This window comes from Streptomyces sp. WZ.A104, assembly GCF_002382885.1.
Lineage (GTDB): Bacteria > Actinomycetota > Actinomycetes > Streptomycetales > Streptomycetaceae > Streptomyces.
The window spans coordinates 57145-73180 of sequence record NZ_NWVL01000014.1; the positions used below are offsets into that span (position 1 = coordinate 57145).

At 68.9% G+C, this 16036-nt stretch carries 16 protein-coding genes and 2 pseudogenes; 15 read left to right on the forward strand and 3 right to left on the reverse strand.

Translation table 11 applies throughout. The annotated features are described in order from the left end of the window. Positions 1 to 50: 50 nt before the first annotated feature. The 13 genes and pseudogenes from rplS (at position 51) to CIB93_RS10450 (ending at position 9569) form a co-directional block, all read left to right on the forward strand. Positions 51 to 401, forward strand: coding sequence for a 50S ribosomal protein L19 (gene rplS / locus CIB93_RS10375; RefSeq protein ID WP_096626352.1), 351 nt, complete (start codon positions 51 to 53; stop codon positions 399 to 401). 45 nt (positions 402 to 446) lie between these two features. Then, positions 447 to 1217, forward strand: a complete 771-nt coding sequence (gene lepB, locus CIB93_RS10380; RefSeq protein WP_096626354.1) for a signal peptidase I — start codon at positions 447 to 449, stop codon at positions 1215 to 1217. Next, on the forward strand, positions 1210 to 2286 hold the full coding sequence (gene lepB, locus CIB93_RS10385) for a signal peptidase I (protein ID WP_096626356.1): 1077 nt from the start codon (positions 1210 to 1212) through the stop codon (positions 2284 to 2286). Before lepB (CIB93_RS10380) ends, lepB (CIB93_RS10385) begins: the two co-directional genes overlap by 8 nt. Continuing rightward, on the forward strand, positions 2189 to 3082 hold the full coding sequence (lepB, locus tag CIB93_RS10390) for a signal peptidase I (protein ID WP_096626358.1): 894 nt from the start codon (positions 2189 to 2191) through the stop codon (positions 3080 to 3082). Before lepB (CIB93_RS10385) ends, lepB (CIB93_RS10390) begins: the two co-directional genes overlap by 98 nt. A gap of 50 nt (positions 3083 to 3132) precedes the next feature. Next, a complete protein-coding gene (lepB, locus tag CIB93_RS10395) occupies positions 3133 to 3888 on the forward strand; it encodes a signal peptidase I (protein ID WP_096626360.1) in 756 nt (251 codons plus the stop codon). Next, positions 3885 to 4373, forward strand: coding sequence for an NUDIX hydrolase (locus CIB93_RS10400; protein WP_096626362.1), 489 nt, complete (start codon positions 3885 to 3887; stop codon positions 4371 to 4373). Before lepB (CIB93_RS10395) ends, CIB93_RS10400 begins: the two co-directional genes overlap by 4 nt. Positions 4374 to 4437: 64 nt before the next feature. Continuing rightward, positions 4438 to 4746 carry a DUF2469 domain-containing protein gene (locus tag CIB93_RS10405; RefSeq protein WP_003965949.1) on the forward strand — a complete coding sequence of 103 codons (309 nt, stop codon included), beginning with the start codon at positions 4438 to 4440 and terminating at the stop codon, positions 4744 to 4746. 164 nt (positions 4747 to 4910) lie between these two features. Beyond that, positions 4911 to 5270 carry a YraN family protein gene (locus CIB93_RS10410; RefSeq protein WP_096626364.1) on the forward strand — a complete coding sequence of 120 codons (360 nt, stop codon included), beginning with the start codon at positions 4911 to 4913 and terminating at the stop codon, positions 5268 to 5270. Continuing rightward, positions 5270 to 6268, forward strand: a pseudogene (locus CIB93_RS10415) (YifB family Mg chelatase-like AAA ATPase); the annotation flags it as partial. The gene CIB93_RS10410 and the pseudogene CIB93_RS10415, both read left to right, overlap by 1 nt. 338 nt (positions 6269 to 6606) lie before the next feature. Then, positions 6607 to 7131 (forward strand): DUF6879 family protein, encoded by a 525-nt coding sequence (locus CIB93_RS10425; protein ID WP_096626368.1) that lies wholly within the window; start codon positions 6607 to 6609, stop codon positions 7129 to 7131. Between the two features lie 18 nt (positions 7132 to 7149). Then, entirely contained in the window at positions 7150 to 7998 is an 849-nt protein-coding gene (locus CIB93_RS10430; protein WP_096626370.1) for a helix-turn-helix transcriptional regulator, read from the forward strand. A gap of 789 nt (positions 7999 to 8787) precedes the next feature. Next, complete coding sequence (locus CIB93_RS10445) at positions 8788 to 9012, forward strand: DUF397 domain-containing protein (protein ID WP_096626374.1); 225 nt, start codon at positions 8788 to 8790, stop codon at positions 9010 to 9012. An 80-nt stretch (positions 9013 to 9092) separates the two neighbouring features. Then, entirely contained in the window at positions 9093 to 9569 is a 477-nt protein-coding gene (locus CIB93_RS10450; RefSeq protein ID WP_096626376.1) for a hypothetical protein, read from the forward strand. Between the two features lie 53 nt (positions 9570 to 9622). Here the strand turns inward: CIB93_RS10450 and CIB93_RS10455 are convergent, their stop codons facing one another. From CIB93_RS10455 to CIB93_RS10465, 3 genes are all read right to left on the reverse strand, one after another. Further along, positions 9623 to 10456, reverse strand: a complete 834-nt coding sequence (locus CIB93_RS10455; RefSeq protein ID WP_096626378.1) for a recombinase family protein — start codon at positions 10454 to 10456, stop codon at positions 9623 to 9625. 1093 nt (positions 10457 to 11549) lie between these two features. Beyond that, entirely contained in the window at positions 11550 to 11924 is a 375-nt protein-coding gene (locus CIB93_RS37830; protein WP_179500054.1) for a hypothetical protein, read from the reverse strand. A 237-nt stretch (positions 11925 to 12161) separates the two neighbouring features. Beyond that, positions 12162 to 13808 carry a recombinase family protein gene (locus tag CIB93_RS10465; RefSeq protein ID WP_096626380.1) on the reverse strand — a complete coding sequence of 549 codons (1647 nt, stop codon included), beginning with the start codon at positions 13806 to 13808 and terminating at the stop codon, positions 12162 to 12164. 79 nt (positions 13809 to 13887) lie between these two features. Between CIB93_RS10465 and CIB93_RS10470 the strand changes: the two are divergent. Then, positions 13888 to 14526, forward strand: a pseudogene (locus tag CIB93_RS10470) (ATP-binding protein); the annotation flags it as partial. A gap of 359 nt (positions 14527 to 14885) precedes the next feature. Next, the gene (gene dprA / locus CIB93_RS10480; RefSeq protein WP_096626386.1) at positions 14886 to 15998 is read left to right on the forward strand and encodes a DNA-processing protein DprA; all 1113 of its coding nucleotides are present in this window, start codon (positions 14886 to 14888) and stop codon (positions 15996 to 15998) included. Positions 15999 to 16036: the final 38 nt, after the last annotated feature.

Genomic DNA, 16036 nt, shown 5'->3' on the forward strand with positions numbered 1-16036 from the left:
AACGACCTTCCCGTCGATGACCTGTGGCATCGGCGAAGAAAGCAGAAACCATGGCTTCCCTGCTCGATGGCGTCAACGCCGCCTCCCTCCGTACGGACGTCCCGGCGTTCCGCCCCGGTGACACCGTCAACGTCCACGTGCGCGTGATCGAGGGCAACCGCTCCCGTATCCAGCAGTTCAAGGGTGTTGTCATCCGCCGCCAGGGCTCGGGCGTCAGCGAGACCTTCACGGTCCGCAAGGTCTCCTTCAGCGTCGGCGTCGAGCGCACCTTCCCGGTGCACAGCCCGATCTTCGAGAAGATCGAGCTCGTCACCCGCGGTGACGTCCGCCGCGCCAAGCTGTACTTCCTCCGTGAGCTCCGCGGCAAGGCCGCGAAGATCAAGGAGAAGCGCGACAACTGAGCTGAGTCCCGCGTCCACAGGGCGGCCGGATAAGCTTCGGCCGCGATGGACACGCAAGCACAGCACTCGAAGCGCGACCGCTCCCCGGAACCCGATGCGGGTCCTGGGGAGCGGTCGCGCTTCTCGCGTACCCGGGACCGTATCGTCGCCGTGGTCTCCTGGCGGCGGGTGCTCGCCGGGGCGGTCGCGGGCGCCCTCGCCCTGCTGTTGTGCAGCGCCTATGTGGTCCAGCCCTTCCTGATCCCCAGCGGCTCGATGGAGCCCACGCTCCAGGTCGGTGACCGGGTCCTTGTCAACAAGCTGGCGTACCGTTTCGGCGCTGAGCCCCGGCGTGGCGACGTGGTGGTGTTCGACGGGACCGGCTCCTTCGTACGGGAAGACCTCGACGCGAACCCGGTGGCCGGGCTGCTGCACGGTGCGGCGGCGTCCCTGGGCCTCGCGGAGCCCGCCGACACCGACTTCGTGAAGCGGGTGGTGGGCGTGGGCGGTGACCGTGTCGTCTGCTGCGACGCGCGGGGGAGGGTCCAGGTGAACGACGTCGCCGTGGACGAGCCGTATCTGTACCCCGGTGACACCGCGTCCCGGGCGCCGTTCGACATCGTCGTGCCCACGGGGACCCTGTGGATGATGGGCGACCACCGCAGCCGCTCCAGCGACTCCCGGGACCACCTCGGATCGCCCGGCGGCGGGATGGTCCCCGTCGAGCGTGTCATCGGTCGGGTGGACTGGCTGGGCTGGCCGCCGGCCCGGATCGGCCCGCTGGAGGGGACCGGCGCCTTCGGGGGCGTACGGAAGCCCGGCGGGGCGCATGGGTAACCGCGGGCGCCCGCGCGGCGCTCATGACCCCGACGCGTCCCTGCCGACCGGCAGCAGGCCCACCGGACCGCGCTCGCTGCCCAACCGGGCGGAGCGCCGCAGGCTCGCCAGGAAGGTCCGGCGCAAGCGCCGCAGGTCCGCGGTGAAGGAGATACCCGTCCTCGTCGTCGTGGCGCTGCTCATCGCGCTCGTCCTGAAGACCTTCCTGGTCCAGGCGTTCGTCATCCCGTCCGGATCGATGGAGCAGACCATCCGGATCGGCGACCGGGTGCTGGTGGACAAACTGACCCCGTGGTTCGGGTCGAAGCCGCAGCGCGGTGACGTCGTGGTGTTCAAGGACCCCGGCGGCTGGCTCCAGCAGGAGAACCCCGGGCAGAAGAAGGACCCGCCGATCGGCGTCAAGCAGGTCACCGAGCTGCTGACCTTCATCGGGCTGCTGCCGTCCGACGACGAGCAGGACCTGATCAAGCGCGTCATCGCGGTCGGCGGCGACACCGTGAAGTGCTGCGGCGAGGACGGACGGGTCACCGTCAACGGAGTACCCCTGGCGGAGACGTATCTCCACCCCGACGACCGCCCGTCGGCCATCCAGTTCGAGGTGAAGGTCCCCCCGGGGCGGCTCTTCGTCATGGGCGACCACCGGTCCGACTCCGCCGACTCCCGCTTCCACCTCGACGAGCCCGACCGGGGCACGGTCTCCGAGGAGGAGGTCGTGGGGCGGGCCGTCGTGATCGCCTGGCCCTTCGGGCACTGGAGCACGCTCGAACAACGCGACGCCTTCAGCGCGGTCCCGGACGCGCGCGGCTCCGGGGCGGCTGTGTCGGCCCCGTCGAATAGTGTGGCACCTCCGGATCGATACGGAATGGTCCGGCTCCCGACCCCTGCGGAACTCCCGCTCGTTATGGGAGTGGTGGGCCTGCACCGGATCGGGCGCGGGCAGTGGCACGTATTGAGGAGTGGATGTGGGGGATTTGGCGGTCGGCGCACGATCCGGACACGACGAACCCGAGGACCGGCCGGGGCACGACGAGTCCCCCGCGGCAGGAGGGGCGGACGGGGCGACGGGTGAGTCCGGCCCGGCGGACAGCGGCGGTGCCGCACCCAAGAAGCACCGTTCCTTCTGGGTCGAGCTGCCGCTGCTGGTCGGTATCGCCCTGGTTCTGGCGCTGCTGATCAAGACGTTCCTGGTCCAGGCGTTCTCGATCCCCTCGGACTCGATGCAGAACACCCTGCAGCGGGGCGACCGGGTGCTGGTCGACAAGCTGACCCCCTGGTTCGGCTCCGAGCCGGAGCGCGGCGAGGTCGTGGTTTTCCACGACCCGGGCGGCTGGCTGGAGGACACCGAGACCCCGGACCCCAACGTGGCGCAGAAGTTCCTGAGCTTCATCGGCCTGATGCCGTCCGCCGAGGAGAAGGACCTGATCAAGCGGGTCATCGCGGTCGGCGGCGACACCGTGGAGTGCAAGGAGAACGGGCCGGTCACGGTCAACGGCAAGGCGCTCGACGAGAAGTCGTTCATCTTCCCGGGCAACACCCCGTGCAACGACAGGCCCTTCGGCCCGATCAAGGTGGAGGAGGGCCGGATCTTCGTCATGGGCGACCACCGGCAGAACTCCCTGGACTCCCGCTACCACCAAGAGCTCCCGGGCCAGGGCACCGTCTCCAACGACGAGGTCGTCGGCCGCGCCGTGGTCATCGCCTGGCCCCTGGGCCGCTGGGCGACCCTGCCCATCCCGGACACCTTCGACCAGCCCGGTCTGAACGCGGCCGCCGCGATGGCCCCGGCGGCACTGGGCGTAGCCGGAGCGGTGCCCCTCGTGTTGTGGCGGCGCAGGAGGCTGACCGGCGGGCGTACCGCCGGGTAGGGTGCCGACTCGGATCAGCGATTGTCGATCTCCGACGGGGGAGCGCTGGGATGAGCGGTACAGGACGCAACAACGACGGCCGCGGCCGGGCCGGCACCATGGTGTCGGGCTTGGCGGTGGCCGTCGGCTGTGTGCTCTTCCTCGGCGGTTTCGTCTGGGCCGCGGTGGTCTACCAGCCCTATACGGTCCCGACCGCCTCGATGTCCCCCACGGTCAAGCCCGGCGACCGGGTGCTCGCCGAGCGGATAGAGGGCGCCGACGTCCGGCGCGGTGACGTGGTGGTCTTCACCGACGAGGTCTGGGGGGCCGCCCCCATGGTGAAGCGCGTCGTCGGCGTCGGCGGCGACAAGGTGGTCTGCTGCGACAAGGAGGGGCGGCTCACCGTCAACGGCACCCCCGTCGACGAGCCCTATCTCAGCCGGGGCCCGGCCGCCCCGGGCAAGCAGGCGCCCGCCTCGCCCCAGGACTTCACCGCCGAGGTGCCCCGGGGCCAGATCTTTCTGCTGGGCGACGAGCGGGCCACCTCCCTGGATTCCCGGGTCCATCTGGAGGACGCGGGTCAGGGTTCGGTGCCGCTTAGCGCCGTACAGGCCCGGGTGGACGCCGTGGCCTGGCCGATGAACGGCATGATCGGCCGCCCCGCGTCCTTCGCGGCGCTGCCCGGCGGGGTCTCCGCCGAGGGCCCGCTGCAGCTCCAGCTGGGTGCGACCGCGGTCGGGGCCGCGCTGATCCTGGGCGGAGCGGTGTACGGGCCGGTGGCCGCCCGTCTCGCCCGCCGCAGCCCGCCCGCGGGAGGGGCCCGGTGACCTCCGAGGCCCGCAAGGTCGCCCGGGTGGTCCTCCTGGACCCCGACGACCGCGTACTGCTGCTCCACGGGCACGAGCCGGACGACCCGGCCGACACCTGGTGGTTCACCCCGGGCGGCGGTCTGGAGGGCGACGAGACCCGGGAGCAGGCGGCCCGCCGCGAGCTGGCCGAGGAGACCGGTATCACGGACATCGAGCTGGGCCCGCTGATCTGGACCCGGACCTGCTCCTTCCCGTTCGCCGGACGGCGGTGGGACCAGGACGAGTGGTACTACCTGGCCCGTACGGTGCAGACCGCCACGGCCCCGCAGGGCTTCACGGACCTGGAGCTGCGCAGCGTCGCCGGTCTGAGGTGGTGGACCTCCGCCGAACTGCTCGCGACGCGTGAGACGGTGTACCCGACCAGACTCGCCGAGCTGCTGCTCACGCTCCTCGACGAGGGTCCTCCACATGATCCGTTGGTTCTGGCCCCCGAAATCGTCTAATCGTCCAGGGGCGTCCGAGGCTGACGCACAATGGGGGAACGCACGGCTGAAGGGGAAACATGCCATGAGCGCCGAGGACCTCGAAAAGTACGAGACCGAGATGGAGCTGAAGCTCTACCGGGAGTACCGCGATGTCGTCGGTCTGTTCAAATATGTGATCGAGACCGAACGGCGCTTCTACCTCACCAACGACTACGAGATGCAGGTGCACTCCGTCCAGGGTGAGGTTTTCTTCGAGGTGTCCATGGCGGACGCCTGGGTCTGGGACATGTACCGGCCCGCGAGATTCGTCAAGCAGGTCCGCGTGCTGACCTTCAAGGACGTCAATATCGAAGAGCTCAACAAGAGCGATCTGGAACTTCCGGGAGGCTGACCCCGCGCGGCCCGCAGCCAGGGGCCGCCGGTACGTGCGAGACGTGGGACGAAGGCCCGGTCACCCGTGTGGGTGACCGGGTTTTCCACATCCGCAGGGTTATCCACCAAGATCCACATTTTCTGGCGGGCCGGGTCAGAGTCGGTGCCGGAGGTGGTGCCGATATGAACGCACGGGGGGCACTCGGGCGGTACGGCGAGGATCTGGCGGCACGGCTGCTGACCGGAGCCGGGATGACCGTGGTGGAGCGCAACTGGCGCTGTCGCGCCGGAGAGATCGACATCGTGGCCAGGGACGGAGACGCTCTGGTCTTCTGCGAGGTGAAAACCCGCAGGTCGGAAGCCTTTGAACATCCCATGGCGGCGGTCGGCCCGGAGAAGGCGGACCGGCTGCGGCGGCTCGCCGAGATCTGGCTCGACCGGCACGGCGGGGCCCCGCCCGGCGGGGTGCGCATCGATCTGGTCGGGGTGATCGTGCCCCGGCGTGGCGCCCCGGTCACCGAGCACGCGCGGGGGGTCTCCTGATGGGCTTCGCACGAGCGTGTTCCGTGGCGCTGGTAGGCGTCGAGGGAGTGGTGGTGGAGGTCCAGGCCGACCTGGAGCCCGGGGTCGCGGCGTTCACCCTGGTAGGGCTGCCGGACAAGAGCCTGGTGGAGAGCCGGGACCGAGTGCGGGCCGCCGTGGTCAATTCCGGCGCCGAGTGGCCGCAGAAGAAGCTCACGGTCGGACTCTCCCCGGCCTCGGTCCCCAAGAGCGGCTCGGGCTTCGACCTCGCCGTCGCGTGTGCGGTGCTCGGCGCGGCGGAACGGATCGACCCCGCCTCCATCGCCGATGTGGTGATGATCGGCGAGCTGGGCCTGGACGGCCGCGTGCGCCCCGTACGCGGTGTGCTCCCCGCCGTCCTCGCGGCAGCGGAGGCGGGTTACGAACAGGTCGTCGTCCCCGAGCAGACGGCCGGGGAGGCGGCGCTGGTGCCGGGGGTCTCGGTCCTCGGCGTCCGGAGCCTGCGCCAGCTCATCGCCGTCCTCTGCGACGAACCGGTGCCCGAGGAGCCCGTCGCCGACCAGGGACGCCCCGACGCCATGCTCGCCGGTCTCATGATCCCCGGCACCGGCCTCGGTACGGGGCTCGCCCCGGCCGCCATGAGGGGCGAGGGGCACCGGCCGGACCTGGCGGATGTCGCGGGCCAGCCCCGCCCCCGTCAGGCCCTGGAGGTGGCGGCGGCCGGAGGACACCATCTGCTCTTCTCGGGACCGCCCGGTGCGGGCAAGACCATGCTGGCCGAACGGCTGTCGGCGGTCCTGCCGCCGCTGACCCGACAGGAATCCCTCGAAGTGACGGCGGTCCACTCCGTGGCGGGCATCCTCCCCCCGGGTGAACCGCTCGTCTCCCGGGCGCCCTACTGCGCCCCGCACCACTCGGCGACCATGCAGTCCCTGGTCGGCGGGGGCAACGGGATGCCGAGGCCCGGAGCGGTCTCGCTGGCCCACCGAGGGGTGCTGTTCCTCGACGAAGCGCGGGAGAGAGTTTGACGCCGAAGCGGACAGTACAGCATCGGCCGTTCAGTTCCGGCCCCCTTGACCAGCGCTGTCCGGCAGAGTGAAGGTCGTGCAACCAGGCGCAACGCGCTCGACAGGGAGGGACACCATGGCCTTACGGTTCGTCGGTAAAGATCCCGAGTCCGGAGACCACGGATCACCCGCTGTGTGGGTGGACCAGGAGTCGAAGGATCTCGTGATCCAGGGGTGGACGGCAGATGAGCGGACCACGGGCGAGAGCTCGCGGGATGTGCCGATCCCCGGGCATGAGTCGGTGATCAGGGTTCCGAAGCGGATGATCCCGCTTCTCAGGGAGGCGCTCCGTGTCGCAGAGTCTGACTGACTTCTCTGACCTCATCAGGTCGGTGCGGGAGTCAGCCGTGCATCTTGAGATGCGCGACACGTACGGCGTCGAGAACGAGATCGAAGGCTTCGCCGCATGGAAGCAAGGGCGTCGGCTTGACCCGGAGGACCGGGGTTCGTGGTGGCGTCCTTGGCTCGACCTTGTTCAGGAGGTCACGGCCAAGGGCGTTGTCATCCGACGTGCCCGCATCGTCTCGGAGCCCGTCAGCGATTACATCGCCTTCGAGCACTCGGGCACCTTCACGAATGTGGCGGCTGGGGAGCAGATCCGTTGGCTGCCCCGTCGCAGCGCCTCGGGCCTTGCCCTGCCGGGCAACGACTTCTGGTTGTTCGACGGCCGCCTAGTCCAGTTCAACGTCTTCGATGGAGTCGGCCGGTGGGTCCACACTGACCAGACGGAAGACCCTGCCGCAGTTGAGCTGTGCGCGTCGGCGTTCGAAGCGGTGTGGGAGCGAGCCATCCCGCACGAGAAGTACGCCGTCTGATTCCTGACCGGTCAGCTCATGCCTTCCTCTCCGCTCTCCAGCGCCCAAGCGGCACGAGCCGCTGTGGCTGCCCGCTTGCAGGGCCTCATGCAAGACGCTGGCCTGACAGGGCATGAGCTGGCCGCTCGGTGCGGCTGGCATAAGTCGAAGTCATCACGGATCGCGCGGGGCAAGACGCCGCCCTCGGACGCTGACATCCGTGCCTGGTGCTCTGCCTGCGGGGCCGACGACCACGCGGCTGATCTGATCGCTGCCTCCCGAAACGCAGAGTCGATGTACGTCGAGTGGAGGCAGATCCACCGTGACGGGATGCGGCGCGTTCATGAGCAGACTGTCCCGCTGTACCAGCGGACCCGCTCCTTTCGTGTGTACGCCTCGAACGTCATGCCGGGGATGCTCCAGACCCCCGGCTACGCAACGGGGCTTCTACGGTCCATCACGGCCTTCCAGGGAACCCCGGACGACGTGGCTGACGCGGTGCAGGCGCGGACCCAACGGTCCCGTGTGATCCGGGAAGGGGATCACCGGTTCGCCTTGCTGCTCGAAGAGACGGTTCTCTACTACCGGGTGAGCGACGATGCCGCGATGGCGGCCCAGCTTGAGCACGTGCTCTCGGTGATGGGACAGCAGAACGTATCCCTCGGCATCATCCCGGCACGGGCCCGCCGTACCGTCTGGCCGCTTGAAGCCTTCTACGCCTTCGATGATCGACAGGTGGCGGTGGAAACTCTCACGGCAGAGATCAACCTGACCACCCCCGGCGAGATCCGTACGTACCTCCGAGCCTTCTCCGAGCTGTCCCGATCCGCTGTGCGCGGGACAGATGCCCGCGCCCTGATCACGAAGGCTCTCGCTGCCCTCGGGTGAATCCGTGCAACCGCGTGCAACAGCGTGGACCCCTCACAACCCCGCTCCCTACGGTCTGTTCATCGACCTCGGAAGCGACAGGGAGGGCGCGACGGTGACGAGGACTGAACCCACGCGATGGCAGGAAGTTCCGGTAGAGCTGCCGATCCGGGAGGAGCGCCCCGCGCCCCGTCCGGTGCCCGGCTGTCCCGAGTGCGCCAGGCTCGGCCAGCTCCGGAAGGCAGCCGGGATGGAGCACGACAGCACCACGGTCGCTGACTGCAACATCCTGCTTCGGATGCACGGGACCGGCCACTGATGGACATGCAGACGTGGAGAGACGCGAGGACTCAGGCGACGGACGCGACGGAGTCCATACGTGCGGCACTTGCTGCGCTCGGGGTTCCCGAGTCCGCGTGGAGCAGCGTCCGGCCCGTGGTGACGCACAGCGGGCAGGCGTACGTCCATCTCGGGATGATCCGCGCTGACGCAGTCGAGCAGATCGCAGAGGCTCTGCGGGTGCCCTCGGCTCCTTGAGCCGCTCACAGAATCCTGTCCCTGGTGCCCTCCCAGCAGGAGGCAGGTAGACCCCCGACCGGACAAGGCTTGAACAGGGACAGGACGTGTCCCGTCTGAGCTGACGTGCTCAGGTTCTCCCCCCGGTCCGCTCCTTGACTGGAGTGCCGCCCTGGGCGGTGAGGGCATCGCTCCGGACTCAGGGAAGCCGGGGCATCCACTCCATGACTTCCGTCCGCTACGGGCGGGGGGCGGCCCTGTCCGGGCCGTCAGTAGATCAGGAAGGGCACAACGATGACCGACCTGTACGGGCTCCCCATCAAGGGAGCCGAGTTCTCGAAGGCGTGCGGCGGCAGTACTCACCCGGACGGCGAGGCGTGCGTGACCCTCGCGAAGATCGGGCCGGACGCGTGGGCGATGGGTGACAGCAAGCGCCCGGACGCGGAGCCGCTGCGCTTCACCACGGCCGAGCTGGACGCGGCGGGCATCGACCCCGCCCGCTTCGACCTCTCCGCCTGATCCACGGCACCACCTGAACTGACGGCCCTGCCCTCACGCCGACGGGCGGGGCCGTCGTCATCTCTCGGAACGGAGCAGCGGTGCACCACCACGGTTACGCATGGGTGGGAGAGAAGAAGACGTTCGACAGGGAGAGTGTCCGCAGACCGCCCGGCCAGGCTCCGGCGGCGACCAGTGAGCAAGAGGTGCACGACCGCTACCGGGAAGCCGTGGCAGTCTTCCCGACCACCGACCTCCCTCCGATCCAGACTGCGCACTGGCTCATGAAACCGCCTTCGCTGATCAGGGGGACATGGGAGGAGCCCAAGGAGGCCGGCGAGTGGCTGGGCCTCCAGCTCGCAGAGTTCGCACCCCGGTTCGCCTCGGAGCAGGATCGGGAGGTGACCAGGCTGGTTCTCCTGGTGAAGTCTGCTGTCGAGCGGCTGACGTGGGGAGGAGACGTGTCCCTCGGCCACTACCTGAAGGGCACGGTCTTCCACTCTGTCGCCCTTGTGACGTGCTCGCCGAACCGTGCTGCTCCCGACCTGCTCTGTCCCGCCGGACAGACCCGTGCATGACAGCGGCCCCCGACGTTATGCCGGGGGCCTGTCTGTGTCCGTGTGCGCCTGTCTCAGGCGCTCTCTCCCAGGTGGCGGTACAGCGTGGCCCTGCCGATTCCCAGGGCCTTGGCGATGGCCGTGACGCTGTCTCCCTTGGCGTGCCGGGCACGGGCTACGGCTAGCTTGTCGTCGTCCACCACGGACGGACGCCCACCGACGTTGCCCTTACGGGCCGCAGCGTCCAGCCCTTCCAACGTCTTCTCCCGGATGCCTTCCCGCTCCACCTCTGCACTCACGGCAAGGACGGCGAACACGATGGCACCTGCCCCGTTCGGGTCGTACACACCCTGAAGAGGACCGGACAGGAGTTCTAGTTGGATGCCGTCCGCCTGAAGGGTGGAAGACAGAGTCATCAGCTCTGCCGCACTGCGGGCAAGACGCTTCATCTCGACCACGGTCAGGATGACCGGCTGATTCGGTGCGGCTGCCTTGATCTCCCGTGCCAGCGTGAGCGCCTTCTCCAGTTCCGGCCGCTCCTTCACACGGGTACTGATCTTCTCCGAGAACACGCGGGTGCAGTCGGCACGGGCAAGCATGTCCAACTGAGACTGAAGTTCCTGCCCGACAGTGCTGCACCGGGCGTAGCCCAGCCGGATCGCTGCGCCCGGTATCGCGTCGGACACCTGTGTGACGGGCGTGCCTTCCGTCCATACCTTGCCGGGGTTGCGGTCGGCCGGGGTCTTCACGGTCAGTTCCGCTTTGAGCGCGGGCACCAGGGCGAAGCGGCCCGTGTGGTAGTTCGCCGCCACCTTGCCCGTGGTCGTACGGCAGGGGCTACCGGCGGGGGCATCGCACTTGGGGCAGGCGTGACGTTCGACCTGATCGGCCGGGGTGTTCGTGGTCATGAGCTGACAGTCTCATAAACGTGTCCCGAAAGCTAGTCAGGAGAGGCATCTTTCGGGACGGGTTGCGGGACTGTCGAGTGAGGGCGAAACGGACACGCCCCAAGCGTGGCCGAACCGTCCCGATAACGAAGGTTTACGAGACTCCCTGTCGTGGGTGGTCGTGGTCCTGGTGCTCATGCTTGCCACCCCGGACGGCAGGGCGCTGATGCGCCCTGTCTCTGGCTTGCCCTCTGCCCTAACTGCCTGCCCTGTCGAGCGGCTGTGCGCCTGCCTGCCAGCCTGCCGCTTCGCTCTCGTCCCTTGTGAGGCTTGCGGCCTGTCGGCCCTGCACAGAGCCGTACAGCCGTACGCCTGGCGACGGCGAAGGGAAGGGTGAGGGCTCACACCAGCCCAAGGGCAACGGCGAAGGGGTAGGGGGTATGACCCCCTGAGGGCGCCCGCCTCGACCGCCGTGTCTTAGCAGCTCAGATCCTGCCACGGTTCCAAGGGTCGTCAGAGCGGCCTGCAACCTCAGCCGGCGCAGGGATAGTGCCTGATCACAGGCTTACACCAGCCTTGCTGGCAACGGCGGTGAGGTGCAGAGAGTGAAGGCTTTCGCCCCTTGCTCTGGAGTCTTCGACAGGTGGCCGCGTAGCGGCCCACAAGCCGTATGCCCTTGGTCTAGCGGGCTTGCTCCGTGGGGGCGCGGCAGCGCCCCACTTGGCTTGCCCCTTGCCCTTGCTCTGTCGGCCCCTTCCGGGGCCGCTCCGCCGTTGAGTGCTTGCGACTGTGGCGGCGGAGCCGCCCCCATCCACTTGCCGCTTGCCTCCTTGCCTGTGGGGCGCTGTCGCGCCCTGCTTCTCCTCGCCGCTGGAGTAAGGGGCTTTCCCTTGTCGGCCCCTTCCGGGGCCGCACTGTCGTAGATCCTTCGGCTTGCGCCTGTACGTCTTCACCTTGACGTACATCGCTTGGAGTCTTCCAAGAGAGATAGAGAGGGGCGGCACGTCGCCCCAGGTCAAGAGGCTGTGGCGGCACGTCTCGCGTGTCGTTGGGTGCCGTATCGACATGCCTGGCGTGTGGGTGCCCAGCTTGACTGGCACGCCTGGCGTGTGGCCTACGGCCTGAAGCGCTTGTGCGGGCGCAGCCCGTGTTCGTCGCACGTCCTGTCCCCGATGCCCTTCTGGAAGTGGTACATCGGCAGCACAAGGCATCGACGGTTGGACTCCACCTCGATGAACCCCCACCCCTTCGCCTTGCGGATGTGGTTGTTCACGGCGTTGTGGCTCGGCACCTTGTCGTCCGTGTCCGCGAGGATCTTGTTCAGCTCGCCCGGCGGGAACTCGGCGTGCCCGATCTGGTTCGCCCAACCCATGGCCGCGTACTCGACGCGGTGGGCGTTGTCGAAGCGTGGGTCTCGCGCCCGGCGCTTGTACTCGTCCTGGGAGACGGCGGCGTAGTCGCCTTCAAACTGAAACGGGGTACGCCCCACTGCGGTAGTCCCTTCCTGTGGGCGCACACGAGTGCGCCAGTGACCCCCGCCAGACGGCGGGACATGTGCCTCCCTTTCTTCGCGGGGGTGGCCGTGCGGCGAGCACGGCGCTTCACAGGACGCCCAAGGCTTTCGGGCCTGGACTCGGTCTCTTGCAGTCGGGAGCGACGGCGGCGACCTGGCAGAGCAGGATACAAGACAAAGGAGGCCCCCACCCGGGGGCCTCCTCGCTTCACGTTATGCGTGGGTGGCTGTGTGCTGCCGTATCTTCTCTGCGAAGTTCCTGGGGAAGATGATCTCGATGCGCCCGATGCGCCCGAACATCCTGCCTCGGTCCATCTCCATGAGCCGCTTTCCTCCGACGTACACGGGAGGGATGTCCTCGGTATGCACGATCACTTGGAGCCCGGAGGCGCGTAGTTCCTTGCTCTTCTCGCTGGCCGTCGTGAGCTGTGACCAGCGCTCAGCGTAGGTCTGCCCTGTCGGGATCTCCTCCCAGGTGTCCGGCCGGGCGGGCAAGGACATGAGCTGCTCCCGCTTCCTGTCCATCCGCGCGTACTCCTCGCGGTACTCCTGCTTGCCTGTCTCGGAGGAGTAGAGGCCCGCCTCACGATCTTCTCGGAGTTCCTTCATGGCGCGGGTTACTTCGTTGATGTCGTGTGTGTAGTCGACCCCAGGACGGAAGACCCTACGGATGATCTCAAGCCGACCGGCGACGCTCAGGAACTCCTCTTCGACTGTGCCTTCCAGTAGCGGGGCACTGATGGACTTGCTTTCATCGCAGGACAGACCAGTGATCGCCTTGTTCGCGCACCGGTAGTAGCTCCAGTTCCGGCCGGGGTAGCGGTAAAGGGGCTTGCCGCAGGAGCAGAAGGCGACGCGCAGCAGAGGGGAACCGCCTGTACGGTTGCCCGCCTTCTTGTTGCTGTTCTCTTGCAGCTTGAGGCTGACGCGATCCCAGTCTTCTTTGGAGATCAGCGGCTCCGCTCGCTGAAGGGGCAAGCCGTCCTTGTCGCGTACCAGACGGGTGCGCTTCTCCCTGCGTCCGTCAGGCAGGCTCACTTCCTCAGTCATTTCTACTTGGCCGAGAAGGGTGTGAGAGCGAAGCATCTTGATCAGGTTGCCTACCCGCCACACTGCGCCCTTGGGCTCCTTACCGTTCCGGATGCGTTGAGCATCCAGCGGGGGCGGGGTCTTCCCCCGGTTCTCGTTGAGCCACCGGCAGACGCTGTTGGCCGACTGCCCGTCGATGATCTTCTCGACTATCTCTCGCAGGGTCTCGGCCGTGTTCAGGCCGTACTCATCGGGAACAAGCTTCCACCCGTCGCCTGTGTCCTGCTTCTCCGGCCGGTAGCCGTATGGCACGAACCCTCCCCGCCAGCGTCCCTCCTTCATGAGGTGGACATACGAAGACTTGGCCCGCGCCTTGATCGCTTCGAGTTCTCCCTCAGCAAAGGAAGCGATGAGCTGGAACAGGATGCGCCCCATGGGAGAGGACAGGTCGATGTCTCCCTCAGCCGTGGCGATCTGCTTTCCGTTCTGGTCGCACCACTCGGCCAGTACGTTGACGTGGATCACCCGGCGGGAGATCCGATCAAGCTTCCACGCGGCGATGATGTCGAACTCGGAAGCGCGGGACTCCTCCCATGCGAGACGGTGTTCTATCTCGCTCACGTCCTTGCCGATGGTGGACGGCAGCCACTTGCCGAACTCCGGACGCTTCCACGGTTCGATCCCGCCGGACACGTCGACGTCCTCGACCCATCCGATGATGACGTGTCCCTTACTGTCTGCCCATCGCTGGATGGACTCGCGCTGCCGCACGACCGACGTACTCTCGTCACTCGCCCGGGACAGGCGGAGGACTCCCAGGACCCTTGCCACTCTTGCTCGCTCTCTGCGCCCCGCTTGATCCGGAGGCGACAACCAGTTCGATTATGACTGGTGTCAAACTCGCTCCTTCGATGAGGCTCCCGAGTTCCCGGGCAAGGCCCTGGACGCACTGCGCCAGCCCTTGGAGTCGGGCCATGTGGTGGTCGCGCGGGCGGCCGGGGTGGTGCGGCTGCCCGCCAGGTTCCTGATGGTCCTGGCGGCGAACCCGTGCCCCTGCGGCCGCCACACGCTGACCGGCGCGGGCTGCGAGTGCCCGCCCTCCGTGGTCCGCCGCTACCAGGCACGCCTGTCCGGACCGCTGCTGGACCGGGTGGACCTGCGGGTAGAGGTGGAGCCGGTCGACCGCGCCGGCCTCCTCGGGCAGGGCGGCCGGGGCGAATCGACGGCCACGGTCGCCGCCCGGGTGCGGGCGGCGAGGACACGTGCGGCCGAGCGGCTGGCCGGCACCCCGTGGACCACGAACAGCGAGGTCCCCGGCCATGAGCTGAGGACCCGGCTGCTGGCGGCCCCGGGGGCGCTGGCAGCGGCGGAACGGGACCTGGAATGCGGAATCCTCACGGCCCGGGGCCTGGACCGGGTGCTGAGGGTCGCCTGGACGGTGGCGGACCTGCGGGGCGCCGACCGCCCGGACGCCTCCGACGTGGCGGTGGCCCTGGAGCTGCGGACGGGCATCCAGCGCGGGGTGCCGATGGGGGCGGGTGAGCGGTGAGCGGACTGACGGGGGAGCGCCGGAGTACGGACGGGGACGGGGGATGCGGGATGCCTGGCCAGCGGGAGGAGGAACGGGTGCGGGAGTACGCGCCGCAGCCCGGCCGGGAAGAGGTTCGGGCAGGGGCAGGGGCAGGGGCCTGGGACGGGGAGTGCGACAGGGAGGCGTATGGAGATCGGGAGCCCGCTCGGAGCGGGGCTCGGGCGCGGGGGTCTGACCGCGAAGGAAGCCGGGTGCGGGATCGGGAGCCCAACCACGAAGCCTATGGGGATCGGGAGCCCGACAGGGGTGGCGCTCGGGCGGGAGAGCTGGAGCCGGAGCCTGATCTGGAGCGGGTGGCGCGGGCTGCGTTGACGCGGGTGCTGGAGCCGGGGGACGAGCGTGCCGGGCGGTGGCTCCGGGAGACCGGGCCCGTCGAGCTGATGCGTCGGCTCACCGTCGAGGACGGTTCCGCCGAGGGGCTGCCCGGGATGACCGCTCTGCGGCTCGGCGGCTACCGGCTGCGCGCGGCCGCCGCCGAGCCGGAGCGTGACCTGGCGGCGGTGGCCGCGGTGGGCGGACGCTTCGTCTGCCCGGGGGACCGGGAGTGGCCTAGCCAGCTCGACGACCTGGGCGACGGTCGGCCCGTCGGGCTCTGGGTGCGAGGGCGGCCGGACCTGCGGCTGTGGTCCCTGCGGTCGGTCGCGGTGGTCGGTGCGCGGGCGTGCACGCCGTACGGGGCCCGCATGGCGGCGACCCTCGGCTCCGGGCTGGCGGAGCGGGGCTGGGTCGTGGTGTCGGGCGCGGCGTTCGGCGTGGACGGAGCGGCGCACCGCGGGGCGCTGGCCGCGGGCGGGGCGACGACGGCAGTGCTGGCCTGTGGTGTGGACGTGCCCTACCCGCGCGGGCACGCCGAGTTGCTCGGACGGCTGGCCCAACAGGGGCTCATCGTCGCTGAGTTGCCCCCGTCCGCTCATCCCACCCGCAGCCGGTTCGTCCTGCGCAACCGCGTCATCGCCGCTTTGACCAGGGGAACGGTCGTGGTCGAGGCGGAGTACCGCAGCGGCTCGCTGGTGACCGCCCGTCAGGCACAGCGGCTCGGCCGTTTCGCGATGGGGGTGCCCGGCCCGGCCACCAGCGGGCTGTCTGCCGGGGTCCACGAGTTGCTCCGCGGGGAGGGCGTGCTGGTCACCGACGCGGCCGAAGTCGTCGAACTGGTGGGTGACATCGGCGATCTCGCGCCGTGCAGGCGCGGCCCGGTCCTGCCCCGGGACCGGCTGGACGCGGTCGCCGCGCGGGTCCTCGACGCCCTTCCGTACCACGGCGTCACCCACCCCCGTGACCTCGCCCGCAGCGCGGGGATCTCCGCCGACGAAACGCTCGGGCGGCTGTACGAACTGCACTCACTGGGGTTCGTCGAACGCGAGGGCGACGGCTGGCGATTGACGAACCCGTCGGCACGCAACGACGACGCGCGGCGAGGCGGTACTTGACCTGGAGCATTCGGGTGAAAAGGTAAGGCCGATGACCT